Source organism: Candidatus Uabimicrobium amorphum (assembly GCF_009002475.1).
GTDB lineage: Bacteria > Planctomycetota > Uabimicrobiia > Uabimicrobiales > Uabimicrobiaceae > Uabimicrobium > Uabimicrobium amorphum.
The window spans coordinates 3,508,472-3,534,696 of record NZ_AP019860.1; the positions used below are offsets into that span (position 1 = coordinate 3,508,472).

Consider the following 26,225-nt stretch of genomic DNA (forward strand, 5'->3'; position numbering starts at 1 on the left):
CCCCTGACCGTCACCCTAACCAAATACGCCTAATCAGGCAAAAACCACTTACCTATCCTCTTCCAAGGCGAAAAAGCTCGCCCACAAGACGAACAGAATTTCTTATCATTTGTCGAAAGAGGTTTATTACACCCACGACAAAATATACTTTTTCCACAATGAGTACAATACTTTCCGTATACCTTATTACCACAAAAAATGCACTTTTTCGTTAAACGAGTATCTTGAACCAACCCCGCACTCCTGAAACACTCGAGTATCTCCCCCACGTGCTGAAAGCGATCTTCTTGACGAAACTGTAAACACTTTTTACAAATATCGCGTACTTCTTCGGGAAGTGCCGAATAATCCCGTCGATCACTGCGATCTTGACTCGCGATTCGTCGTAGAACATCTTCAATATTTATCGTCTTAGTAAAATTGGGTGGTTTAAGAGTAAACATATAATACAAAATCCCACCTAAACCGTAAATATCTGTTGCTTCATTGAAATTGTCAATATCTCCGCGGGCTTGTTCAGGAGACATGAACTTGGGTGTTCCCACTTTTGCGCTATCTCCTCCAAGTGTAAAAGTGGGTATTCCTCTTTCATAAAGATTGTCGTCGAGTTCATTCCACTTCGTATACATGTAACTGTAGCGTTCGTAGTTGTCTTTTCGGCCCAGTAACTTCGACAGTCCCCAATCAATGACAAACAATTCTTCAGAAATATCAGCAAACATGATATTATCAGGTTTTAAATCACAATGAATAAATCCCTGGTCGTGGGCATGCTTTATCGTTGTACAAATTTTAAAAAAAGCACGAAACATCTTGAATTTATCCACATTATTTACGCCTTTAACTTGTAAAAAGTCGCGCAGCGTTTTTGCTGACTCTAAATAACGCATCGTGTAATAAATACCTCCCGTCGGAAATCTTGGATTTTCCTTGGGAATAATACCGACTTCGTAGATGGGCAACACATACTCACCAACAAGAAGCCCATTAAGTCGCGCCTCCTTTATAAACTGCTCCAAAGAAATGGCGGTAAATCGCGTAGCTTCCTCACCACCATTTTTCAACTCATGAACCTTCATCGCAACTTTACGCATTAAACTCTTATCGGAAACAAGGTAAACCGCCCCCATACCACCGCGACCAATTTCCTCCTTTACCTCATAGCGCTTATCGAAATTGGTTTCTTGTAAGATTTCAACACTCTTTAATGCACGCTCGGCAATATTGCGGCTAGAAGAGGACGGGCTGTTTTCGACACTGTTTGCAGCAATTTGAACCTGGGCATTATTTTTTTCGGACTCGATTGTAAAACTTTGTGGATCTTTTTCCAATGGTGTTGTACGTGCCGCAGGGTCAACATCTTCATCTCCACTAATCACAGTCACGGTTCTATCGAGATTATCGGCATTTTCAACAACCAAGTCATTCAAATCGTCACGATAGAAAATCGATGGTTCTTTTCCTTCGTAGATTTGATCTTCAATCTCTTGCAGAGTCATTTCTTCGTTGACAAACGCATCGATATATTTTTCGACAACGGAAATATCTTTAATAATGCCTTTAGATACTGCGTTTTGTAATACTTTCATCAACACTTTTATCATACAAAGACTTCCTAAAATAAGATGAAGAATATACCCATGACGTGTGATTCATGGTCAACTACATGTTCTTTGTTTCATAGCATTGCTTCAAAACGTGCTCGTCAAATTCACTATGCATAAAATTATGGTAGATGTAATAGTACATTTATAATGTTTTTGGTATTGAAACCACGGAGGCAATCCGTACAGACCCGCTTGGGCTCAGACCTAACACCGGCATATGGCTTTTTTTATACAAAAAGATATGCTTTTTTGTATAATTACAGCATATTATTTACTGGTCCGTCAAACAAATCTCTATCAGGACGATCTATAGAGCAACTATGCAAAAAGATATAAAAAAAATCGGTGTTGGTGCGTTTATTAGCCTTCTTGGTATATTTCTACGTGGATTTGCAAAATTTGCGATCGTTCCTTTACAAATTTATTGTTTGGGAGCAAAAGACTTCGGTATTTTCATCACCATTTTCAGCATATTTACCATATGTATAATCATTCAAAGAGCCGGACTACACGGAATGGTAAAATTTGCCGTCGAAAACAAAAATTGTCCTGAGACACTACACGCTATTCTCACCGTTTCGATTTATGTTCCTGTACTTTTGGGTTTTATCATCAGTTTCATCTCTTACATACTATGTGAATTTTTGCTAGCAAATAGTAGCTCTCCTACCACAAATGAGACCATCTACTTATTGATTTTAATACTTCCTGTTATTGGTGCCGCGGAAATACCATTACTACTAACTTTGAGCTTCGAAACAAATCTATACCTTTTAATTGGGCGCGAAATCCTTTCTCCACTTATAGAAATTTCGTCTCTTGTCATTTGTTTATATTTATTTCCACACCTTGGGGTTATCGGCGTTATCATCTCGTATGCTCTGGGCCAGTTTACGATGTACCTAACAGGTACTTTGTTCTTTTCGCGAATTGCCAAAATAAAAAACACAACTTTTCAAAAACGCTTACAACTACTTTGCCAACATCAATTTTCCATATTTTATTGGATAAAATATTGCATTCCTTTGGCATTCTCAAGTATTTTGTTGAAAATTACCCAGCTGTCCGACTTGATTATTCTTGGATTTTTTGTCGCTCCCCCCGTCGTTACTTTTTACAAGACAATGCTTTTAATTTGTTCCTTTATCCAAACAGTTGGTTCGGCAACGTTTACGGTGTTTGCGCCGATGGTCAGCCGTTATTTTATGAATGAAGACATGCATACAATGTATAAATTATACATAAATTCCACACAGCTCAATATGATATTGGCATTTCCAGCGATCATAGCGACATACACCACATCAGAGCTTCTATTGTCGGCCATGTCATTTAGTCACTTTTCAACAACTTCGTTACACATACTACTTATTGGGCAGTTTATATTTTTAACAACCGCGGGAAATGGACACATATTGTCAATGACAAATAAGTCGCACTTGCATTTTTACAATGGTCTTTTAGGTGTTGTGTTAAATATCGTACTATGCTTTTTGCTTATTCCCTCTTTCAAAGTAATAGGCGCTTCATTAACCTCTGTTATACTCATTGCGTTTTTTAGTACCCTTCGCACGCTTCAAGTAGCACACTTTTTTAAATTTTCATTTTTCTCTTACCCCATCACAACACAATTTTTCATCGCTACATTAAATTACTTTGGTTTGGTATATCTGTCGCATTTGTTACCTGCTTCTGGTCTATTAAAGATTTTTGAAATTTTCCTTCTTAGCTATTTGATATACTCTATTCTATACACGATAATATTCTTCGATAATGTAAAAACGTTTATAAATTTTCTAAGGAAAAAGTATGAATAGGCAAAACTTTCTTCCATTATTAACCATTTCTTTTTTTATGCCACTGCTATTCACAATGATGGTGTATTTTTATTCTCCGATGTTTTCATCTTTAGAAGTAGCTACAGTATGTGTCATCCTCGTATTTGCTATATCCGTTGCCTACAATTACAGCCTCTTAAAGATACCATTACTATCATATCCACAAGTTTACCTAGCGGTAACATTTCTATTTACGAGTGGGTGTTTGTTTATTTTTTTATGTGGGAGTGAACAAGCCTTTGACAAATTCAAATGGTTTAGCGAAGAATTTCTCATAAAGTCTATCGAAGCCGTCATCATCGCTATTTTAAGTTTTCAGTTTGGACTACACCTGTCTTTTTGTCGTGCGAAAAAAGAAAAGAGACTTACGGAACAGCAAAGGGATCATGCCAATCCTATATTTTTTATCGCCTCATCATTGGTACTTTTTTCATTTTTTATACTATTCTTTGTTTATCCCTCTTTCTTGTTTCGCACATTCCAACATGGATATATGGATTATGTAATTTATCAACAAGAAAATGATGTTCGCATTCCCACAACATTGCTACATTGGCTCGTTCCCTTGTCATCTACTATGATGGCATTGTCTTTCCGCACGTCTTTCCAGAAAAAAATAGCCTACCTTGTAGGACTCACATTATGTATTATTTTTTTACTCACAGGTGACCGCGGGGGTTGTTTTAGTTTCCTACTGAGTTTTCTCATTGCCATGAGAATAAACTTAAATTCTCTACAGGTAATTACCTTAGCATTAGCAATACTATTTGTCATACCTCTATTATTTGAATTTAGAGGGTTAAATGAGATACAGACAACACGTCCCATTGAAAAAGCGCTACAAGAAACGGGTAGCAGTTTACAAGTTCTTATGGGAACAATGATGATTATTCCTGGTTCAGAGAGCCATACAGGTGGAAAATCGTATATAATGGCGATAGAAAGTATCGTACCCAATCTCGGGGCGTGGAAACTGAGGGATGAAGAAACGATGTCAAAGTGGATCCACTCGCATATGAATCCACTGGGGTCAGGCTTAGGGTATTTAAAAATAGCAGAGGCCTATGCACAATTTGGTTTATGGGGTGTCTATTTTGTCTTTGTTCTTTTTGGTATGCTGATTGGCAATTGGTATATCGACGCATTACATCAACGCGACTACATATATAGTTCGGTATGGAAATGTTATGGCTTTTATATCATGTTGATTTGGATAAGAAATCATGCTGTGGTATCCATACGACCTATCGTATGGAGTTATTTATTGTTATTGATAATCAAGGTATGCGTCGATTTATTTTGGAAACGCAGAGCCGATGTTTAAGCTCTGCGCTTTCTAAAATAAACCAATACTCCTAGACACATCAGAATAAAATATGTCGTAGGTTCAGGAACGGTCACTTTTACACTGGCTCCAACCGTGGTTCTAATTACTTGATCAATGGTCACTAGCTGGCCAGCATTGTTGGTAAATTCAATACCACCTGCAAAGACTAGATCGTTTTCGGCGATAAACGCCCCACCTGTGCGACTAAAATATTCGGCCAAATTTTCGCCATCAAGGGCAGGCCCTAATTCGTTCACGTCGCGAGGTAAAATGCGAATACTATTACCATCGGTTAGTAAATTCAGTCCGTTATTGGGGTCCGCGTCGCGTAGCCCTCGATCAATTGTCGAGACGTCTGCGGTGAAAACATCGTTGATTGTCGGAAATATGAGTTGTATTCCGAGAATAACGTCTTGCCCACTCGCGTCGAACTGATTGCCAGAGAACACCGTCAGAGTTTCGTCAATTTCTAGCCTTAAGGTAAATGGTGTACCTGAAAAATCGACTCCTGCTCCACCATCAAAACTAAAAGCACCGGCGCTAATAGTATCACCCCGAAGTGTTAGTATTTCAGATTGAAGGACGCAAGGTATAAAAAATATAATTAGTGCTATAAGTGTATTGCGCACTGTTATGTTCTCCTTATCATTTATATTTCATACGTAACAATATTATACGTAAAATATAAACAAAAATCAATAGAGATTTTTTATGGAAAAAAGTAGGGCGTAAAACGCCCCAGTGCTCTTTATAACAAAAACATCTTAAGTGATGTCCGCTATTCGATTAAAAGACGCTTTAACTCCTTTGATGAGAGCAGAACTAAGGCCGTTGTGTTCCATTTCGTTTAACCCTGCAATGGTGCATCCTTGTGGAGTTGTTACTTTATCAATTTCTTGCTCGGGATGTGTGTGGTGAGCTAAAAGCAATGAGGCAGCGCCTTTCGCTGTTTGCGCTGCAATTAGTTGCGCCTCTTCGGCATGGAACCCCACTTCAATTCCACCTTGCGATGCTGCACGAATAAAACGCATAAAAAAAGCGATTCCACATGCTCCCAAAACAGTTGCCGCCGCCATCAATTCTTCATCGATAATCAAAGTCTTTCCTAAAGTATCAAAGATAGACTGTACTTCGGATAAAGAGTCTGGCGATACATTACGATGTGCAATACATGTCATCGACTGCTTAATCGCAATTGCAGTATTGGGCATCGCCCGAACAATCGCAATCGGTTTGGAAAGTAAACGACCAATTTGTTCTATTGCCACCCCCGTAATTACCGATACGATAATATGATCTTCGTGCAAGTCGTCGGCAATTTCATGTAATATTTGTTCCAGTTGCTTAGGCTGCACGGCTAAAATGACGATGTGCGACTCGCGTACAGCTTGGCAGTTATCACTTGTCGTGTGCACACCTTTTTGTTGTAAACTGTCAATTAAATGCGTTTGCCTTCTCGTGGCAATGATATTGTCTGCGGAAAATTTTTGGGATTCAATCATTCCCTCAACGATTGCATTGCCAAGGTTGCCTGTACCAATCACAGCAATTTTTTTGTGTACTTCCATAGAGAAAATAGCCTTTAAAGGATAAGATGAGGTGAGGATGTTGGAATGTACTAGGGCGCTTGTCGCGCCCTAATTTTTGAGATTAATCTACATAGTTGGGAAGTGTGACGCTAATCCAGTCATCGGCATAAAAACCGAATTTTGTTTTCACAGTTTTGTCTGTTAAGTCGAACAAAGAAACACTTCCGCGAATACGTTGGGTTTTACCATCAGAACTTTTTTTGTTGTTCTTGTAGAACTCAGGATGCTTGCGCTCTGGAGAAAGAAAATCGATAAGTTCTAAGGCTTTTTCAGCATCAATATTGCCATAATTGCTTAGTACTTGAACATTGAGTTCGTCATAGCGCCACTGAACCTCGTTGGCCTTATTACGTGAAATTTCGATGGTCATTGGATTCATTGCACACATACGCATACTTGGAGTAACGTAGTGGTTTGTCATAATGAGTACATCGTCTTTTGATTCACGTTGTGGGGCAAAGTAAAATGCCTCAGGACAATTTTTTTCGGTGTGCTTTCTGTTAATAAAACCTTTTTCACCCCATGACTTAGAATTGATTTTTTTGCCGTGATACCAAAATAAATCGTTGTTGAATTCTTGGAATTTTTCAGGATATTTATAATCATTCCAACGCACCATTAGACCTTTTTGGTGCTTTTGATTTTCAAAACGCTTTAAAAAGTCAGCATCAGGAAGTAAGGCCAACCACTTCAATTCATCGGGAGGAAACTTGATCGCACCAAGAGAATCTGTTGATTTTCCTGTTTCTAAAACTACGGACTTGTCGGTTTGCCCATCTGCAATCATATAAAGCCAAGAAACACCGCGTTGTGTTTCAACGACTTCTTTTACAGCGCCATGGACATCTTTGCCACGATGTATTGTTTTACGAATCATCATGAGCGAGTTGATTCCAGGACGATTGTTGTCACATCCACCAGAAGGAACCATGTCAACTCCCATGGCAACACCATTGGCGTTCATTGCGGCAATAGAACCTACAAATCCAGGAGCAGCAACACTTACCAAAGGTATTCTGTCGTCACTTGGACGATAGATGATCATTGCTGCGGTAAACTCAAATGCATCCCCAGGAGGAAACATAAAATCGCGACCAAAGTAATGTTTTCCGTCTTTTGTTGCTTTTCCAAATACAGAAAAAGCGTTGCACATAATCGGAATATCAAGATCTTTCACCGAAAGTTTGTACTTTTCCCATAGTTGGTTTAACGCGTAGAAATTGGAAAGTAATGTATCAAAACCAGAGTTTAACATCAGAAGGCGATCAAATGTTACACGCGTTTCTGGGTTTACTGACTTACACCCATCAGCAATCCCCTTCATTTCTTGTACATACTCTTCAGGCATATCGGGCAAAACGCGTTTGGTTTCATTTTTGACGATGTCCAACAAAGTTCCCCAAATTTCAGGAATCTTTTTAGGATCAACATCAAGTTTAATGAAACTAAGTAGTACGTTGTCCATGAATTCATTTGTCATCAGATCAACGTCTCTTTCCGCCATAGTTCCCATCAAGTAGCCCATTTGATATGCACTACCTTCAACGTAAAATACTCGTTTAGGAGCCTTACTTTCGTAGTTAACTGCATATTTATGGTGAGCTATAAACCCACGTTGGTTTTCGAAAGTAGTCTTATGAGCGATTTCATAATTGTCTTTCGCAAACGCAATCTCTAACTCTTGTAAACTTTTTCCGTCAGCAAACAAAAAGCCAACGAACAAGAGACCTATTAAAATAATAGAATATTTATTCATAAATAATAAATACCTCTAACCTCATAATTTCGAATTAAGTGTAAATAAATACAACACATAAGTTTCTATATTAAATAATAAATAAATGCAAAAAAAATTGCAATAAAATTTCATCTTGGATGATAATTGACGTCGCAAAGGATTATTTTTATAATGACCTCGACATTTCACAAGAAAATGTCTTGATTTGTTTTGAAACAAATCAAAAGGTTATAACAAAGGAATAGGGTCTATGACAAAAATATTGGTAACAGGCGCAGGAGGTTTTATTGGACATCATCTAGTTACCTTCTTAAAGCAAAAAGGCTATTGGGTACGCGGAGTTGATATCAAAAAACCCGAGTTTGCAGATACAGATGCAGATGAATTTCAACTTCTCGACCTAAAAAAGATAGAAAACTGCTTACGTGCAACTCAAGATATGGAGCAAGTTTTTCATTTAGCGGCAAATATGGGTGGAATTGGCTTTATTGAAACGCACAAAGCGGATATTGTTTTCGAAAATACCGTCATTGATATGCATATGTTGCACGCAGCAAAAACCAACAAAGTGCAAAAATTTCTTTATACGTCTTCGGCTTGTATATACCCTGCCTACAAGCAAGATACACCAGATATAGTACCATTAAAAGAGGAAGACGCTTATCCAGCTCTCCCTGAAGATGGGTATGGGTGGGAGAAATTATATATCGAACGTGCATGCCGCCATTATCGCGAGGATTACGGCCTCAAAACATACATGGTGCGCTTCCACAACATATTTGGTCCCCTGGGAACATACGATGGTGGACGCGAAAAATCTCCTGCGGCGATTTGTCGCAAAGTTGCCTTAGCAAAAACTCAGGATGAAATTGAAGTTTGGGGAGATGGACAACAAACACGTTCTTACTGTTATATAGAGGATTGTGTTGTTGGTATGTATAAACTAATGCAATCTGATTATCACGAACCTTTAAATCTAGGGCAGGATCGTTTAATCACCATCAATGAGTTAGTAGATATTGTCGCCAAAATCGCAGGAAAAAAAATCGCAAAAAAATACGACCTTTCAAAACCCCAAGGAGTGAGAGGACGTAATAGTGACAATACCTTGCTTTCGCAAATTCTCAATTGGTCCCCCTCTGTAACGTTAGAGGTCGGCCTTGAGGCAACATACAACTGGATAGAGGAACAACTACGTAAAGAAAAACGAATATGAACAATGCTCCCACCGTAACATTGATGTACCACTTTTTTTTCCCCGATGATGTCGTTAGTGCACGTCACTTCACTCAACTAGCGGAAAGTCTAAGAGATTTGGGTTGGAAAGTACGAGTGCTAACGAGCAATCGTTACTGTCGTTATACAAAAAAAACAATTCATCCTAGAAAAGAAATGTGGAATAACATTGAAATCATACGCGCTTATAGACCATCTTTTAATCAAGCGAACAACTACGGACGTATATTTAATTCCATTTTTATACTCAATATGTGGCTGTTACACTTACTCATGGGTCGCAAAAGCGATGTTATTATCGTGGGAACAGATCCGCAATTCGCCGCCCTAATATTTCCATTTTTAAAAATATTTCGTCGTGGCAAAATTTTAGTTCATTGGTGTTTTGATGTATACCCCGAAGCCGTGATCGCCAACGAAACCGGAAAAATGACGCATACAATCATGCGCATCGCCAAACGGTTTATGTCGTTATCGTACAAGTTTGTAGATGTTATGGTAGACATCGGCCAGTGTATGCGCTCTATTTTGCAGCGCTATAAACACAAAGCATTGTATCACACACTCACCCCTTGGGCTCTCGTTGAGCCAGATACCTTACAAAAGCCCAACGAAAAGACGCGTGTACAGCTCTTTGGCGAAAACGCCAAACTTACCATTCTTTATTCAGGTAATATGGGCAAGGCGCATGACTTTCAACAAATAGTAGATTTAGCGCGTTATTTATGTAAAGATCACAAAGACATTGTTTTTTGTTTTGCTTGTCGCGGTAATCGCTATGAAGAATTGGTATCGCAAGTCACGGCACAAGATACCAACATTCGTTTTGCAGGCTTCGCTGACGAAGCCCAACTTGCCAAACGTCTCGGCTGCGCGGATATACACCTTGTGAGTTTAAAAGAACAATGGTCAGGAATAGTTGTGCCTTCTAAATTTTTTGGTTCCATTGCCATGGGAAAACCTATTATTTTTAACGGTCCGCAAAACTCCGCAATAGCAAAATGGATTTCGCAATACAAAATAGGATGGTTGCTAAATAACCACAATATTCCGCAAATTGCCACAGAACTAATCAAATTAAAAAACGAGCCACAAACAATACAGCAGTGCTCCCAAAAAGCACACCAAGTATACAAAGAACATTTTTCCCGCAAGAGTGTCGTTCGCCGCTGGGATCAATTACTCAGGAGTAAAATAAAGTAATGAACATACCATTTATCGACTTAAAACAACAGTACTTAACCATCAAAGAAGAAGTCAACGACAGCATTTTAAAGGTATTACAACATGGACAGTATGTCTTAGGCCCCGAAATTCGCGACTTGGAAAGTGAACTGGCACAATTTATTCAAGTACAACATGTACTAACTTGTTCAAGCGGAACAGATGCTCTATTGCTTGCATTGATGGCATATGATGTCGGACCAGGAGATGCCGTTTTTACAACTCCTTTTACATTTATTGCCACAGCGGAAGTGATTTCGTTATTAGGAGCCACTCCTGTTTTTGTGGATATAGATGAAAAAACATTCAATATTGCTCCGCAATTACTCGAAGAAAAAATAGCGACTTTACCCGAAAACTTAAATGCCAAAGCAATTATTGCCGTAGATCTTTTCGGGCTTTGTGCAGACTACGATGAACTAACATCTGTGGCCAACAAACACAATCTAATTCTCGTCGAAGACGCAGCGCAATCTTTAGGGGCTGTGTATAAAGGCAAAAAAGCGGGCGCCTTTGGTCATGTCGCGGCAACAAGCTTTTATCCCGCCAAACCATTAGGCGCTTATGGAGATGGAGGCGCAGTGTTCACCAACGACACAAGTATACATGAAAAGATGGAATCTATACGTGTTCATGGACAGGGAAAAAACAAATACGACAACGTTCGCTTAGGACTAAATGCACGTATGGACACCATTCAAGCGGCCGTACTACTTCACAAGCTACAAATCTTTCCTCGCGAAATTGAGCAACGCCAACAAATCGCCAACCTCTATACGCAAAGCTTGAATGAATATGTAACAACGCCTTTTATTCCCGACGATTGTACCAGCACATGGGCGCAGTACTCAATACTCAGTGACAAACGCGAAGTCATACAAAAACATCTAAAAGAACAAGGCATCCCCACATGCATTTTTTATGCAAAACCACTGCATATGCAAGATGCATTTAAGTCTTTAGGCTATAAGCAAGGAGACTTTCCCATCTCAGAAAACGCAGCGCAAAAAATTATGAGTCTGCCAATGCACCCTTATTTAAAACCACAAGATCAACAACACATCATTGCCCAAATTATCGCCGCAGTGAATAAATAGTGTTGCTCAGCGGCAAACATTGGCTAAGTATGCAAGTTGGCATAGAAAAGTGTATTTGTCGTCAAATACACTTGTCGCCATCAAAGGCGGTATTCGGAATGAAGAAAACCTAAAAAATACACATCAAACGCAAACAGAAAGACGAAATGGAAATACGTAAACTGCAAAAAAACGACAAAGATCAGTTTTCACTTCTCATGAAAAAATTTTATCAATATGCAGGAGAACCTTGTCCAACGGATGACAAACTGCAAATTTTATTGGAGAAAGCACTCAATAAAGAGGTGAACTTTGTTTTTTTAGGTGCTTTTTTGGCCAATGAGTTAGTTGGTATCATTTCAATAACATTCGCGGAGAGCAGTTACAAAGTTTCAAGGTTTGCATGGTGTGATGATTTATACGTTGAAGAAAGTCATAGAGGAAAAGAAATTGGTACAAAACTAATGCAGCAAGCCGTTGTGATCGCCAAAAAAAATCATTGTGCAAGTATCATGCTTGGTGTCGGCGAAAAGGAAACAAATTCGCAAACGTTTTACAAAAAGCTAGGTTTTGTGGATATGAAGTGTAAACTGATGTCCTGTGAATTGTAATTCTCAAAATAAAATTTGGCGTACTTGTTCTCGGGAACAAAAGACAGCGAACATTGGGATTCGTCTTTTTGCTCCCGAAAACACCAGTATAGATATTCTATCTTTGGCCCATGGATTGTATTAATGACACCAAAGTGTTATATAACAAAGATAGATATTTTGCTGTGGTGTAAGACATAGTTACTTGAACTTGTAAAAATGAGTCTTTTTAGCATTCCCATATGTCGGCTACCCATAACAATTAAATCGGCGTTTAACTCTTCCGCAGCGGTCACAATATTGTGCCCAGGATGACCTTCGCGGAACTCAATCGTTACAGATACTTTATTTTCGATACATTTATCTTTGATTCCCTGTAAAAATTCCTGGCTGTGCGATTCGATATTCTTTTTGATATTTTGGATATAGGAATCGGGTATTCCGTAAATTAAAAATTCATCGTTTAATATTTCAGGATAATCATAGCAGTGTAATAACACAATTTCTGCGTCAAAAGAACTAGCCAAAGCTATTCCGTGCTCCACAGACTTTTGTGAATGTTCGGAGCGATCAATAGGTATTAGAATCTTTTTATACATTTAACCATCCTTCTTTATAACCATAACAGGACAAGGCGCATAACGAGTTACGTGTTCGGAAACACTACCCAAAACGAATCGGTCAAGGTTTCCATAACCGTGACTTCCTAAAATAACAAGGTCATAACTGTTATCTTCTTCCAAGTATTTAACAATCGTCTTACCTGGGTTCCCATCTAAAGTGAACTTTTCACCGCTCACTTCCAAATTCAATTCTTGCAGTTTTTTATCTACATCGTCTTTCTGGCTTTGATATTTCTCCGCCCATTTGGAAACTCCACCAATTGTAAAATGTGTCACACCGAAGTCCAAAACACTCGGATCGATAACAACGACAACATCGAGCTGTGCATTAAGAGACTTTGCCATTGTTTTGGCATACTCTATTGCCTTTTGTGAAGTCTTGGAAAAATCCGTTGCCACTAAAATCTTTTTTATTGTTGTCATTTATTGACCTTTCTATCATATTTTTATTTTGCCAAAAAGACAATGCGAATATCATGCCAATAACCACAAAAAAAGAACCTACATTTTTTTATGCTTTTCTTGCTAAAAATTACTTGCTGTTACCAACACAATAAACTACATTCTAAAAAACATTATTCATAACAAGAAATTTTCTACACTATGCAATATAGAACAACTCTACTTTTATTGCTATCATAAAGTGAAAATTATTGGTTATTTTAACAATGTTAAATTAGGTGTGTCACGAAACCCCCTAAAATTCACAACTTATCGTAGTTGGAAGATACAGTGTAAAATATACTTGCACAAGATGTGTATTCATTGAATTAACAATCTATTTATAGTAAAATTATTCCGTATATTTGTAGTAGAATATATTGGTATAAACTTTCGATATATGGCATACTATTTGCAAAAAAAGCACTAACTTTACAACTACAACGGAAGGACAAATTATGGCTAATGACATATACTTGGCAACTGATTTTTCCAAATACTCAGAAAAAGCAACGCTAGAAGCCAAAAAAATTGCCGATGCTCTTGGTGTAGAACTAAAAATCATACATATTTTTGACGGGCATATACAACCTCCTGGTCCATATCATTCCATGCCAGGGGCTTCTTCCTTATGGATGAAAGAATATGTGGACGAAGCTAGAAATAAAGGGAAAGAAGCTCTAAAAGAGCTGTGTGAAAAACACAATGTCAAAGAATCACATTTCTTGGAAGGAGATCCAGCCAAGACACTCGTCGAATTTGCAAAAAAAGAACATGTCAATTTTTTGGTTATGGGTTCCCATGGATATGGTATTTTAGATCGAATGTTGATCGGTAGTGTTACCGACTATGTCGCAAGACATTGCGATTGCTCACTTTTAATCGTAAAAACGACAGACGCAACGGAATAGAAAGGGTCTAAATGTATAAAAAAATACTCGTGGCTATAGATAAATCAGATCATTCCAAAAAAGCAATAGAGCATGCAAAGGCGATTGCCACAAAATTTGACGCTGAAGTAGTGCTATACCATAGCTACCAAGTCCCAGCAGACCTTGTAGATCATCAAATCATGTACAACTTGGACGATAACTATGTACAACAAATGCAAGACAATCTCAAAAAGCATTACCAAGATGTCCTTGATGAGTACAAAAAAGGTTTTGATGATGCAAATTTAAAAGCAACAACTCTACTCGAAAATGGCAAAGCAGGTGCAAACATAATTAAAGCAGCAGATAGCACCAATGCTGATTTTGTAATTATTGGTAGTAGAGGTTTAGGTTCCGTGCGTAGTGTGCTTATGGGTAGTGTAAGTAGTTATGTTCTACACCATATAAAGAAGCCGTTATTGATTGTTGAATAATCGGAGGTTAGCATGTCCAATAAATGGCAAGTGGAATACTGGATGAAAAAATTACCAGAAACAATTCCTCCCACAATGAGTACTAGAGAAGCATTTAACAAAATGCGAAGCAGCAGCTTTCGTCATTTACTTGTAGTTCAAGATGGACAATTACTCGGTCTTGTATCCGACCGTGACCTACGTCGTCCAGACTTATCAAAAGGTGAAGATGGATGGAATTCGCTATACACGCCCAACGAGGATGACGAAGTTCGTTATATCATGGCCACAGAACTACAAACGATCAAATCGAATGAACACATACACAAGGCTGTAAAGCTGTTGGTAGAATATCGCTATGGTGCTTTACCAGTAATTAATGACCAAGACAGCCCTATAGGTATCCTTTCCGTTTATGATTTGCTAAAATCTTATGATGAAATACTTGAAAAGTGCGGTTCAAATATTGAATTTTAGTGAATAACTTCGTGTAGTAGGGCGGTTTCTACCGCCCGTACAACACAAGTTTCAAGTCCAATCACAGCATAAAGTGAAAAACATGTCGCGCAACCATCCACGTTTTACCACGCAAACTATGTGGGAAATTTACCAACAATTACTTCCACATTTACACGAAAAGTACATTACATTCGAAGTAGTAAATCCCGACCTAGTTCATGGAACCTTCAACGGAGAAATGCAAACATTTCACGATATAAAATACCGATATCGGTCCCATAAGGCGTGGATCGATCTTGCGGAGATCATCGATTATCGTTACTTGACACCGGAAAAAAGCGATCCCCCATTTATAAAAATACGCTACCAAAATTTAAATAAAAAAAACTCTTGGCACCTAAGCCAAAACTCCCTAGAGAACAAGTATGGCATAGATTCTCTATTTGCACGTATCGACAAACTGGAAGAGCCCGCTTTTTTAATTGATTATGCCGACTGCCTACAAAAATGTAACATCGCAAAAAATATGCGAATTTTAGGACTGGGGGTAAACGAGGGCAAAGAATTTAAACTTTTCCAAAGTATTTGTTCTCGTGAAATGTATGAGTCACTGCGATTTTTAGGAATTGACATTGTCCAAAGTAGTATTGACAGAGCACGAAATTTATTTCCGCAAAATCATACGTGGATGGTAGACGATATAGGCAATTGGCAAGAGTGGGATATTGGGAAATTTGATGTGCTGATTGCCATAGGTGTTTTCCATAGCCCCTCTTTGAATGGAAAAAACATCATTGCACCTCTGCTCAAAAAATTTCTTCACAACAGTAGTAAGATAATCTTAGGTTTCCCCAACGCACGTTACATAGATGGTGAAGTGAAGTTTGGTGCCAAAAGCAAAAATTATCAAAAACCAGAATGGTCATTGTTGCTAAAGGATATAGGATACTACAGAAGGTTGTTATTTCGCCAGGGTTTTAATGTAACAGTAACAGGCAAGTATTATTTATTTGTGACGGGAGTCAAATAATAAAGCCACAAATGTGGCTTTATTATTGTTACTTCAATTTATCTTTTACAGCCTGCCAATCAATATCTAGTTTTTCGAAATTATTTTTTAGCTCTTTTTCTTTTTCCGCCAGATACTCCACTCGATCTTTTGATAGTGGGTGCGTACTCAAGAGACGAACCGCTGCATTTTCGTTGTGTTCGTGCTTTTTCGCTAATTTTTCGAAAAAAGATCTCAATCCAGAAGGGTTTATACCAGATTTCACCAGTAAAAGGTGCCCTTCTAAATCTGCTTCTCTTTCCATACTTCGAGAAAAGCCTAGGTTAGCAAGATCACTAGCGCCGTTTAATGCAATTTCTGCAATCGCACCTGCATCACCGATAATGACATTTAGCGCGATAAGGAAAACAGCTTGGCGATAGATTTTTTCTAAACCGTGTCTTTCCGTAACATGGCTAATTTCATGAGCAAGTACCCCTGCAACTTCTTCTGCAGACTCACTCTCTTTGATAAGCCCTGTCATAACTACGATTTCACCACCTGGTGCGGCAAAAGCATTTACCATCGGATTATCGATCACGTGAACATTGAAGTGAAATTCTTTTTCCGGTACGTGCTTTACCAAACGCTTGACTATTTTTTGAATAGCTCCTGTAACCACGGGATCTTGAACTTCGTTGTGTATAAGATCTGCAATCGCAATCTTACCAACTTCACGATCCACGGAAATAGGAGTTACCGCAACAGCCATATCAACAGCTGGATAGGCAACAAACCACGTACCACCAACAATCAGGGTGATTAACATCACAAAAGGAATAATATATTTTCGACGTCTTGATGCCCATGTATCTTTCTTATGGCGATGCAAGGCCTCATTAAACTCGAGTATATTCGCTTCTTTGATTGCTTTTATCAACCCAATATCATATGTGGAAAATAATGGATGGTGTGCATTTTTTTTACGAAAAACGTATTCTTTTTTATCGTAGCCACGAACGACGTAATCTACATCTCCCAGGTTTAAGGTCATGTCTTCGCCTTCAGGAAGCTCCGCAATTAAGTTTGCTCCTGACAATCGCAAAGTACACTCACTTCTCCCATTAGGTAGACTCGGATCTAGAGCGCGTCCTTTCCAACTCACAGTGAATGTCTCCTACGAAGTGGTCTCAAAGACAGCCACAACTGTTTGTTGCCGGAAAATACCAAAAACGCGTCGTTCATCACGGAAAGTACGTTTAATTTGACCTTTTGCACCACTTTCATTGAGCTCATTTTCGTATCTTTGAGGATCAATGGTTTTGGTGAAAAAGCGGTAAGGCGTTTGTTGGATGAAGTATTTGTATTGCTTCCCTTCACCAGAATACGGCTTGCGAAAAATAAACATGTAAGCTTCACGAGGGAAGATTAGTAAGAATCGGGCAGGATACTTCATTGCGTAGTACATTTCAAAACCACCGTCGGCAGCTTGATCTAAAGTTTCTTGCAGCTTATTTAAATTCACGGTTCTCGTAAAGAAACGTGTGCAGTAAGTTGCAAGGCGATAATCATGCTCGGGATCTTGATTTTTCTCTTCGCGACGAAATACCATTCCAAATGCAGGAAGCATAAAGATACCGAATTTACGACGTGTTTCAAAAGTGAACTCTCTTCGTAAAATACGATATCCATCTTGACAACCTTCGCGAATTACTTCTAAAAGTTTTTCGGGATCAAACATTCCGGTAATAAAACCAAGAGGAAACAATCTAAATTTGAATTTAAACATTCAAATCTCCTTAGGAAACATCTTCATACACAAACAAAACGATAGGTTTGTGCTCATTAAACAAATAACATTAGTATATAATTATAGGATATAATCTTGTAGACGCGCAAATTTTTTAAAATTTTTAAAAAAAAATGTATATAAAAATGCTTTAAGATCCGTAACAATCACAAATATCCCTTTTTATTTTTAGCTTAAGTATTTGTACTTAAACGATAATTTCCCCACTGCTGTCATCGTCTTTCTTTTTTTTATCCTCGGCAATTCCCAAATACATACTGTCATCAAAAGTTTGACGAAATTGATCTTCCGGCTCTGGATCGAGAGTGATAATTTTTAATTCATATCTTTTGCGCTCCTGCAAAGCTTCTTTCACTCTTTCAATCCCGTTTATCGCAACCAAGCAATGTGTATCTCTTAATAGTGCTTTGTCATAACTTATCACCGCCTCTTCCCATCTAGCACACTTTATTAGCATTGCCGCCTCCATACAAAATCGTATGGGTGTTGCTTGTAATTCTGTCAACTCACTGCAATAGTGAGCAGCATTCTCCCAATCTTGTTCGCAAATACTATTCATAATCTGTTGGCGAATTTTTTTCACACTACTAGTGCTCAATTCTTCGTAGGTACTTAACATCTTCGGTGAAAACACGCGTTCTAAATGCTTTATTTTTTCCCCAACTCTCTCTAAACCTCTATGCGCTTTCTCATTATCAGGGTTAAGAATAATAGCATCTTCATAGTTCTTTTTTGCTTCTTCAAAGCATCCTAATTTGCGTAGTAAATCAGCAAGTGCACAAAATCTCTTTGAACTAGGATCTATATCTAACATGCGATTTAAAACCAACAACATTCCTGGCCAATTTTTTTTCACCGCAAATTTTTCGCGTTCTTGGCGTAGTCGGTTCAAAAGTGCTTTTCTAGAGTTTTCCATGGTTCATGATTCCCAAATCAATTAAAACAAGTACGTTTTCTTGGTACTTTTTTTATTTTAGCACAAGCACAAACAATTTTATATACGCTTTTTGCTTTATCTATTATAATGAATTTTTTGGCATAGAGTTTTTGTTTTTTTTTGGTGATGATGCATATGATAGCGCAATACGAAAAAAACATTCTACAATTTTTAGTCACAAAAAAGGTGTTGACAAACAGTCAAGCAATGGAAGTAGCACAAAAAATTTCTATTGCCCGACAATCGCAACCCTCCATAAACTTCATAAACTTCCTAGTGCATTACAAGTACATTACCTCAGATGTCGCACAAAAGTTACAACACATGCTCGCGTCGGCGAATAACAATCGTACAGGTCAGATGCCCAAAGTAAACACCGAACAAACTTTTGTAGCACCGAACACAGTACAAATGCAACAAATGAATTTGCGCCAAGATAACTTTGCTCAAACCAACGTAGACTACAAAATTTCACAAAATGTAAATACAGAACAAACAGCGGTGGACTTTAAGATAGCACTCCCCCAAAAAAACGTTCCCCCAGCGAATACCGAACATACTTTAGTTGACACCAATATTCCACATGTAGATCCCGGACAAACTTTTGTTGATGCAAACGTTCCACAATCGCAAGTAAGCACCGAAAAAACCAGTATAACATCTGTAACAACACACATGCCGCAAAACAATTTACAGCAAACTTTTGTTGATACAAACGTTCCACATATAGATACCGAACAAACTTTTGTGGATACAAACGCTCCACAATTACAAGCAAACACTGAAAAAACCAATGCCGCATCACTCACCGGGCAAATGCCGCAAATGAATTTGTCCCCACAGCAAACTATGATTGATTCCGGCGCAGCACAAGATCACTCTCCTATGGATATGGCAAAACCCATCACCTCCTATATTGGAGAAACAGCGTATCCACCGCCCCCTCCCGGAGTAAATCATGAAATAGGAAACAGTCAACTAGGGAAAGAGCACAGCAGCACACAGGCTTTTCGCGTTTCTCAATTTAATGAATCCGTTGATGCCAATGAAAAAATGTTTAAACACTACCGCATTGAAAGAGAATTAGGGCGCGGTGGTATGGGGCTAGTATTTTTAGTCTATGATACGAAATTAGACCGAAATGTTGCGTTAAAAGTGATCATCAACGAACACAATATATCCGAACAACAAATTCGCCGCTTCGCAGTAGAAGCACGTGCCACAGCAAAGCTTGACCACCCCAACATTGTCAAAGTATATGAATTCGGCGATACTCCCAAAAATTATTTCACCATGCAATATATAAAGGGCAAACCTTTCTCCAGCTTAATACAAAAAGGAAATTTAAAAGCTAAGGCGATCGCCGCTATCATGAAAAAATCCGCGGATGCGATTAGTTATGCCTTCGAAGAGCACCAAATTGTCCACCGCGATATTAAACCATCGAATATAATGATGGACAAAAATGAGCCGAAAATCATGGACTTTGGCTTGGCAAAAGAGCAAGACCGCGACGAGCAACTTTCGCGCGATGGTGGCATGATGGGAACGTTGGGCTATATGCCTCCGGAGCAAATTGACAATAAAGATGTTGGGCACCACAGTGATGTATACGCGCTCGGCGCAACCCTATACAACGCTCTTACTGGCCGTCCGCCTTTTCAAGGTGGCTCTTACTATATGATTCTAAACCAAATTCACAACAACGATCCCATGCCTCCAAGCCAACTAAATCCAGGTGTTCCCAAAGAACTAGAGGCCATTTGCCTAAAATGTCTGCAAAAAAAACCGCGCCATCGCTACAAAAGTGCCAAAGATTTGTCTGACGATTTGGAAAACTTCTTACGCAACCGTCCTGTAAACGCCAAACCACCTAGTTTAATGGTCAAAGGTTACAAGTGGATCAAACGCAACAAAGTCAAAACGACGGCATTTGGTTCTTTTGCCGCTGTTTTGTTGTTAATTATACTCATGGTCTCGCATAACAACGCCGTGTTAAAAGAAGAAAGAGACAAAGTCAAAAAAGCACACAACGAAGCCCAGCAAGCACGTGACAAAATGGGGATCGAACTAGGAAAAGCCATTCTTTCGAAAAGAGCTTCGGTCATTAAACAATATCAATTAACCATTATGGCCGGACAATCTGCGGCGCAGGGCAACAAAGTGCAAGCCACATCCAGATACTTACAGAGTTACCGAAACGAAGAGCGTGAAGTACAAAATTTGCTACGTAAAATAACAGAGAGCGAAGACTACGAGCTTCTTAAAAAAGACGCCCCACAAGACCTACGCTTTATTTTACAACCAGAAAACATTGGCAAACCTATACACAATCGCGGCTGGGAATGGCAATGGTTAGACACCATTGCCCATAAAAAATACCAACAACTCCATCACGACCAACAAATCACCTCATGTATCTATCACGAGGCTTCTTCGCAAATCATTTGTGGAGACAACCAAGGGAGTGTCCTCAGTGTCAAACTTCCCATTACCAAAGAATCGCAGTTTATCTTTTGGGATCGTCCCGATCGAGATAAAATTACACAACTAGTCGTTAGTCCAAACCAAAAGTATCTACTGTCAGGAACACAAGGTCGCCGTCTATTTTTATGGAATATTCGAAATAAAAAAGTACTTAGGAAATACGAAAACTATACCACAGAATACGCTGACAATAAACGAAAAGCACGAAAAGTAACCTCATGTGTTTTTGCTCACGATAGCAAACACTTCTATGCAGGCTACGAAAAGAGAGACAAAGACGGAGGGGGACTGTTGTTTGAACAAGGCCGCAACAAACAAGCGACTCCTAGATTTGCCAATGTAATCATGTGGAGTGTGAATAGCACAAAAGCACAGCGCCAGTATTATGTGTACTCCAACAAAAAGAAGGGTGATGGCTTTGCCCACAGTGTTACCGCTTTGGATATTTCTCCCGACGGAACAAAGCTGGCTGTTGGTCGCGAAAATTTAGATATGGCGGTCGTTGTTATCGATACAAAAACGCATAAAGAACTATACTTACGGGGCCACGAAGAGACAGTAAGTGATGTGGCGTTTTCCAAAGATGGAAAACTTCTAATAAGCACAGATGAAAAAGGTATGATCGTCATTCGTGACACAAAAAGATTTAAGCTGTTAAAGAAAATTCCTGGCCACCTGGGAGAAATCAACAGCTGTGCGATTCATCCTCGAAGTCATATTCTAGCGACTGCGAGCACAGAAAATGAAGTTAGCTTGTGGAACTTACGTAATTTCCAAAAAATAACTTCTCTAACAGTAAACAGAAGCGAAGTCAACGATGTTATTTTTGACAATACCGGAAGTCATATCATTTTCGGTGCGGATGACAATACTTTGACATATTTCAATTTACAGTCCGTTGTGAATCCGGTGGGTATTACCGACAAAAAAACTTTTCGCTACGTACACTTCCATCCTAAAAACAGTGATATAGTATTCTCGTCTTATGGAAACGAAGAAGAATTTTTGCTATGGGACACCCAAAAAAAACCAGTATATCCACATATTGTAAGTATACCAGGTGCTGCCGTTCATCCACAAGGCAACAAAATAGCTTTGTGTTCACAATTAGGGCGTGCTCTGGGCGTTATCGAATATACCAACACTCCATCGTTTCTAAATATTCTAAAAACAATGAAAAATCTATCGTTAAACCATAAAAAAGTAGTGCGTCTTCAAGACCAAGACAGTGCAAAAATGATGGTATGCGCTTTTCATCCCCTTCAACCACTGATTCTAACAGGTCAAGATTACAATAGCCGTGGAAAGAAAAAGTCGTACGGCGGCCTTCGTTCTCTCCTGCATCTGTTTAAAACAGAAAAGAGTAGTAAAAAACCTTTATGGTCCGCGTACTTTAACAATGAAATCGACCAATGCACATTTTCTCCTGACGGAAAGCACATTAGTGTTCTGTGCGACGATGAAATTTATACAAAACCATATGGTTCGATCACCGCCGACATTGACAAAAATAAAACAATATTCCACAAATTTTACAAATGGGTAGACGCTTTAGATAAACTAGATAGACTAGAAGAACAAAAAACACCACGAAGACAAATATTGCGACAACAAGGCCAAGTAAAAAAATACCAGCGAGATTTACCGCGTTTAAAAGAAAAAGACTTCAAGTTTTTTCAACGACTTGCCGTGGGCCATTTAAAAAATAAAACCATAAGCCCATTTCTATCGGAGTTTGATTTTCAACGATATAAGCATCAATACCAAAACAGAGTAAGAATAATTAAACATGTTTGCTATAGCCCAAATAGTAAATATATTGCAATAGCGACCGATGGCAGCGAGAACAATTTACTCATTCTCGACGCAACTACTTTAGAAACCATTGTTGTATTAGAAGATCATCTTGACCAAGTAAATTGCTGTAGTTTTTCTCCTGATGGTAAAAGACTTGTTTCTTGCAGTCGTGATCGGACGGTACGTATTTGGGATGTAGAAAAGATAACAAAAGGTACAATAAATTCACTATTGACATTACGCAAACACACAGGGGAAGTACGGTACTGTACATTTAGTCACGATGGCAAGAATATTGCTTCATGTGGGACGGAAGAATTGCTCGTATGGAAAACGCAATAAACCATATTACGCGTAAAAATCTTACCCAGGTAAGAAGTAGCACTCATTATCAATATTGTGTATTTTCCCTAGACGAAGAGAAGATACACAATATACACAATAGCTCGTTTACCCACTGTAGTTTTCGCTGCAATGTGCGTTTTAGCAATTTACGCGAATGCCAATTTCATCACTGCGGCTTCAGCGGTTTCGTACGTTTAGAGTATGGTTCACTGTCTTCCAGTTACGAACCACTGCAGTGGGAAAGTCCCTCATCGCGTTTGTATTCATTTCCGTTTATCACACAACTTTACTTGCATTCGGGAAGTTGCACAGATTTGCCCAATGTTTTCGGCAATTTACCCCAACTCACTCATTTAAAAATTAAAAACCATGGTCTCCGCGACGTAACGCAAATTACTCATTTACCATTACTCAAAGAACTCAATTTAAATCTCAATGAGTTACAAAATCTTCCCGAAAATATCAAAAATCTAAAGAATCTCGAAACATTACATTTAGAGCACAACCGTCTAAAAAAATTGCCTACACAGTTTGCGCAACTCACAGCATTAAAAACACTGTATTTATCGCACAATAGGTTACAAGATTTCCCCATGGAACTCTGTCATCTCAAAAACCTACACAATTTATATATTACCAGTAATGCTATGACGGATATTCCACCACAAATTTACAATATGCATGCCCTAAAAAAACTACGATTGAGTAACAATAGATTGAGTAAACTACCCGATGAAATCTGTCAACTTTCTCAACTGGAAAACCTGTGTGTGACAGACAACCAACTACAAAAACTACCACAAAGAATAGGAGAATTGACCTCATTGAAAAATTTAAACGCCAATTACAACTCGTTAGCTGAACTTCCGCAAAGTGTGGAGATGCTTAGTAACATAGAGAAAATACACTTAGACAACAACAAATTCCAAACGTGGCCGCGTTCCTTAAATCAGCTCCGAAAATTGCAAATATTACACTTCGCACACAATCAGCTACAGAATATTTCCATGGAAATGAACAACTTACCCCAACTCAAATACTTGATGTTAGGCAACAACATTTTACATAAACTACCACAAGAAATCGGTACATTACACAATTTACAATTACTAGACTTAACCAGTAACAATTTGCAAACGTTGCCTAACACACTAAGGCACCTCAAATCACTACAGTCGCTATATTTGCGCAACAACGACTTATCGCATTTCCCTTTGGTAATTCACAAATTGTCTTCCCTAAAAAACCTGGACCTAAGCTACACAAAAATCACGGAATTTCCCGAGGAGATCTCGCAACTTAAATCGTTGCAAACACTCTCCATACAGGGTATTCGACTAAGTAGAAAGCAACGAAAAAAACTATCGATGTTACTCCCTGAATGCAAAATTGAAACAGAACCTGCGCGACACCTATTTAGATCGTAAAAAACCCGCGATAGGCTCCGTCAGTATATCGGAAACCTTTTGACAGCCGCTAACATTAAAATGACAATCGTCATAGAAAACAGAGGTATCTTTTGGCAGCTTGTTGGCCAAATCCACCAGCAAAATTTTTTGTTCTTTACAAACTTGTCGCATCACATCATTGTAGCCCTTCATCATCTCAAACAAGATATCTGAACGATACGCGCCATTTGCTACTTCCGCAGATAGCAACGCCTCTAAATACGCGGAAAGATTCTCCCCCCACAAAACCGGTTGTGTTGCGAGTACTAATTTCTTATTTTTCTTGCGACAAATGTCAATAATCTTTCGAAGATCGGCTTTGTAGCGATCTAAAGCAAATTGATAGCGACGTGGCTTTACCGTAATTGTATTCATCTCCAACTTGCGTTGTCGTTTTTTTCGCCTAGCCAAAACCCAGTTTGCTTCCAAGTCCTGAACAATGGTACCAATATATATCTTTTTCACAAGTTTGAAAAAACTCAAATAGTGATAAAACATATCAAAAGAATTCTCTGTCAACTCACGACTGCGTTCCTCGTAATTGTCACGCAACAATGCTCCCAAATCATTAATTCCACATAAAACAACAATACACTCAAATTTCGAAAGATAGGGGTAATGTTCCAACAAATAAGAATGGGCAACACTATACATTCCCGATTTACCAGCATTCCCTACGTAGACAGACTTGTCGATTTTTTTCTGTAAAGTGTTTTGTAACAAATATGGCCAGGACAATTCTTCTTCTACATATAAACACTCGGTTGTACTTCCTCCCACACACAAAATTTTAACATCGTACTCTTCCCAAGTTTTCTCCATAGCTCCACGTAATCGATACTGATTCGTCTTAAAGCTAAATTTCCCTGAAATCCCTGGCAAATTCTTCACCAAACCGCCCTGTCGATTTATATTAGGATGGTGCAATACAATGTCATCGAGCTTGCCAAAATTGCTATTTCCCAAAAACAACCACAGCGATATTTCTAATAAGACAAAACTCATCAAAAAAGCATATAGTAACAATACAAATTTGGTTATGTGTCGAGAGAGGAAACAAAATACTACGAGTAGTAGCAGTGCGTACAGCGCGAAAGCATACAAGAATAGACGATCTAACTTTAAAAAGGTTTTACTCCATTGTTGGCACAGACAAAAATTGGCAATATAGATAAGCAATGGTAATAAAAGCAAGAAAGCCGCGTTGTTTTTCTTCATCGAAAATCTCCTAAATATTCTAAATATTGTGTCTAGGGATTTTAGACAAATCATAGATGCTCGTAAAAGAAATTTTGTAATCTTTACAACTTAGCAAGATAT

At 38.6% G+C, this 26,225-nt stretch carries 22 protein-coding genes; 12 read left to right on the top strand and 10 right to left on the bottom strand.

Annotated elements, in window-relative coordinates:
• Nucleotides 1-29: 29 nt before the first annotated feature.
• Nucleotides 30-1,604, bottom strand: a complete 1,575-nt coding sequence (locus tag UABAM_RS12515) for a serine/threonine-protein kinase (RefSeq protein ID WP_151968343.1) — start codon at nucleotides 1,602-1,604, stop codon at nucleotides 30-32.
• 323 nt (nucleotides 1,605-1,927) lie between these two features.
• On the opposite strand from UABAM_RS12515, the gene UABAM_RS12520 reads away from it, so the two are divergent.
• On the top strand, nucleotides 1,928-3,424 hold the full coding sequence (locus UABAM_RS12520; RefSeq protein WP_151968344.1) for an oligosaccharide flippase family protein: 1,497 nt from the start codon (nucleotides 1,928-1,930) through the stop codon (nucleotides 3,422-3,424).
• On the top strand, nucleotides 3,417-4,769 hold the full coding sequence (gene wzy, locus UABAM_RS12525) for an O-antigen polysaccharide polymerase Wzy (protein ID WP_151968345.1): 1,353 nt from the start codon (nucleotides 3,417-3,419) through the stop codon (nucleotides 4,767-4,769). The genes UABAM_RS12520 and wzy overlap by 8 nt, the downstream gene beginning before the upstream one ends.
• Here wzy and UABAM_RS12530 read toward each other — a convergent pair.
• From UABAM_RS12530 to UABAM_RS12540, 3 genes are all read right to left on the bottom strand, one after another.
• On the bottom strand, nucleotides 4,766-5,401 hold the full coding sequence (locus UABAM_RS12530) for a PEP-CTERM sorting domain-containing protein (RefSeq protein ID WP_173013280.1): 636 nt from the start codon (nucleotides 5,399-5,401) through the stop codon (nucleotides 4,766-4,768). The genes wzy and UABAM_RS12530 overlap by 4 nt on opposite strands.
• Before the next feature lie 135 nt (nucleotides 5,402-5,536).
• On the bottom strand, nucleotides 5,537-6,340 hold the full coding sequence (gene proC, locus UABAM_RS12535; RefSeq protein WP_151968347.1) for a pyrroline-5-carboxylate reductase: 804 nt from the start codon (nucleotides 6,338-6,340) through the stop codon (nucleotides 5,537-5,539).
• 82 nt (nucleotides 6,341-6,422) lie between these two features.
• Entirely contained in the window at nucleotides 6,423-8,117 is a 1,695-nt protein-coding gene (locus UABAM_RS12540; RefSeq protein ID WP_151968348.1) for a C45 family peptidase, read from the bottom strand.
• Nucleotides 8,118-8,349: 232 nt separating this feature from the next.
• Here UABAM_RS12540 and UABAM_RS12545 point away from each other — a divergent pair, with 232 nt between their 5' ends.
• The 4 genes from UABAM_RS12545 (at nucleotide 8,350) to UABAM_RS12560 (ending at nucleotide 12,246) form a co-directional block, all read left to right on the top strand.
• Complete coding sequence (locus UABAM_RS12545; protein ID WP_151968349.1) at nucleotides 8,350-9,315, top strand: NAD-dependent epimerase/dehydratase family protein; 966 nt, start codon at nucleotides 8,350-8,352, stop codon at nucleotides 9,313-9,315.
• Entirely contained in the window at nucleotides 9,312-10,538 is a 1,227-nt protein-coding gene (locus UABAM_RS12550; protein WP_151968350.1) for a glycosyltransferase family 4 protein, read from the top strand. The genes UABAM_RS12545 and UABAM_RS12550 overlap by 4 nt, the downstream gene beginning before the upstream one ends.
• Nucleotides 10,538-11,656 carry a DegT/DnrJ/EryC1/StrS family aminotransferase gene (locus UABAM_RS12555; RefSeq protein WP_151968351.1) on the top strand — a complete coding sequence of 373 codons (1,119 nt, stop codon included), beginning with the start codon at nucleotides 10,538-10,540 and terminating at the stop codon, nucleotides 11,654-11,656. The genes UABAM_RS12550 and UABAM_RS12555 overlap by 1 nt, the downstream gene beginning before the upstream one ends.
• A 146-nt stretch (nucleotides 11,657-11,802) precedes the next feature.
• Nucleotides 11,803-12,246 (top strand): GNAT family N-acetyltransferase, encoded by a 444-nt coding sequence (locus tag UABAM_RS12560; RefSeq protein WP_151968352.1) that lies wholly within the window; start codon nucleotides 11,803-11,805, stop codon nucleotides 12,244-12,246.
• A 137-nt stretch (nucleotides 12,247-12,383) separates the two neighbouring features.
• Here the strand turns inward: UABAM_RS12560 and UABAM_RS12565 are convergent, their stop codons facing one another.
• Nucleotides 12,384-12,824, bottom strand: coding sequence for a universal stress protein (locus UABAM_RS12565; protein ID WP_151968353.1), 441 nt, complete (start codon nucleotides 12,822-12,824; stop codon nucleotides 12,384-12,386).
• A complete protein-coding gene (locus UABAM_RS12570; RefSeq protein ID WP_151968354.1) occupies nucleotides 12,825-13,271 on the bottom strand; it encodes a universal stress protein in 447 nt (148 codons plus the stop codon).
• 476 nt (nucleotides 13,272-13,747) lie between these two features.
• Here UABAM_RS12570 and UABAM_RS12575 point away from each other — a divergent pair, with 476 nt between their 5' ends.
• From UABAM_RS12575 to UABAM_RS12590, 4 genes are all read left to right on the top strand, one after another.
• A complete protein-coding gene (locus UABAM_RS12575; protein ID WP_151968355.1) occupies nucleotides 13,748-14,200 on the top strand; it encodes a universal stress protein in 453 nt (150 codons plus the stop codon).
• 11 nt (nucleotides 14,201-14,211) lie between these two features.
• Nucleotides 14,212-14,655 (top strand): universal stress protein, encoded by a 444-nt coding sequence (locus tag UABAM_RS12580; RefSeq protein WP_151968356.1) that lies wholly within the window; start codon nucleotides 14,212-14,214, stop codon nucleotides 14,653-14,655.
• 12 nt (nucleotides 14,656-14,667) lie between these two features.
• Complete coding sequence (locus tag UABAM_RS12585; RefSeq protein WP_151968357.1) at nucleotides 14,668-15,111, top strand: CBS domain-containing protein; 444 nt, start codon at nucleotides 14,668-14,670, stop codon at nucleotides 15,109-15,111.
• 82 nt (nucleotides 15,112-15,193) lie between these two features.
• Nucleotides 15,194-16,123 (top strand): class I SAM-dependent methyltransferase, encoded by a 930-nt coding sequence (locus UABAM_RS12590; protein WP_151968358.1) that lies wholly within the window; start codon nucleotides 15,194-15,196, stop codon nucleotides 16,121-16,123.
• Nucleotides 16,124-16,151: 28 nt separating this feature from the next.
• Here the strand turns inward: UABAM_RS12590 and UABAM_RS12595 are convergent, their stop codons facing one another.
• The 3 genes from UABAM_RS12595 to UABAM_RS12605 form a co-directional block, all read right to left on the bottom strand.
• Nucleotides 16,152-17,246 (bottom strand): M48 family metallopeptidase, encoded by a 1,095-nt coding sequence (locus UABAM_RS12595; RefSeq protein WP_151968359.1) that lies wholly within the window; start codon nucleotides 17,244-17,246, stop codon nucleotides 16,152-16,154.
• A 12-nt stretch (nucleotides 17,247-17,258) separates the two neighbouring features.
• Complete coding sequence (locus UABAM_RS12600; RefSeq protein WP_151968360.1) at nucleotides 17,259-17,870, bottom strand: hypothetical protein; 612 nt, start codon at nucleotides 17,868-17,870, stop codon at nucleotides 17,259-17,261.
• Nucleotides 17,871-18,078: 208 nt separating this feature from the next.
• A complete protein-coding gene (locus tag UABAM_RS12605) occupies nucleotides 18,079-18,807 on the bottom strand; it encodes a tetratricopeptide repeat protein (protein ID WP_151968361.1) in 729 nt (242 codons plus the stop codon).
• Nucleotides 18,808-18,963: 156 nt separating this feature from the next.
• Between UABAM_RS12605 and UABAM_RS12610 the strand changes: the two genes are divergently transcribed.
• On the top strand, nucleotides 18,964-23,454 hold the full coding sequence (locus tag UABAM_RS12610) for a WD40 repeat domain-containing serine/threonine-protein kinase (protein ID WP_173013281.1): 4,491 nt from the start codon (nucleotides 18,964-18,966) through the stop codon (nucleotides 23,452-23,454).
• A complete protein-coding gene (locus tag UABAM_RS12615) occupies nucleotides 23,439-24,884 on the top strand; it encodes a leucine-rich repeat domain-containing protein (RefSeq protein WP_173013282.1) in 1,446 nt (481 codons plus the stop codon). Before UABAM_RS12610 ends, UABAM_RS12615 begins: the two co-directional genes overlap by 16 nt.
• Here the strand turns inward: UABAM_RS12615 and UABAM_RS12620 are convergent.
• A complete protein-coding gene (locus UABAM_RS12620) occupies nucleotides 24,870-26,123 on the bottom strand; it encodes an SGNH/GDSL hydrolase family protein (protein WP_173013283.1) in 1,254 nt (417 codons plus the stop codon). The genes UABAM_RS12615 and UABAM_RS12620 overlap by 15 nt on opposite strands.
• Nucleotides 26,124-26,225 lie beyond the last annotated feature (102 nt).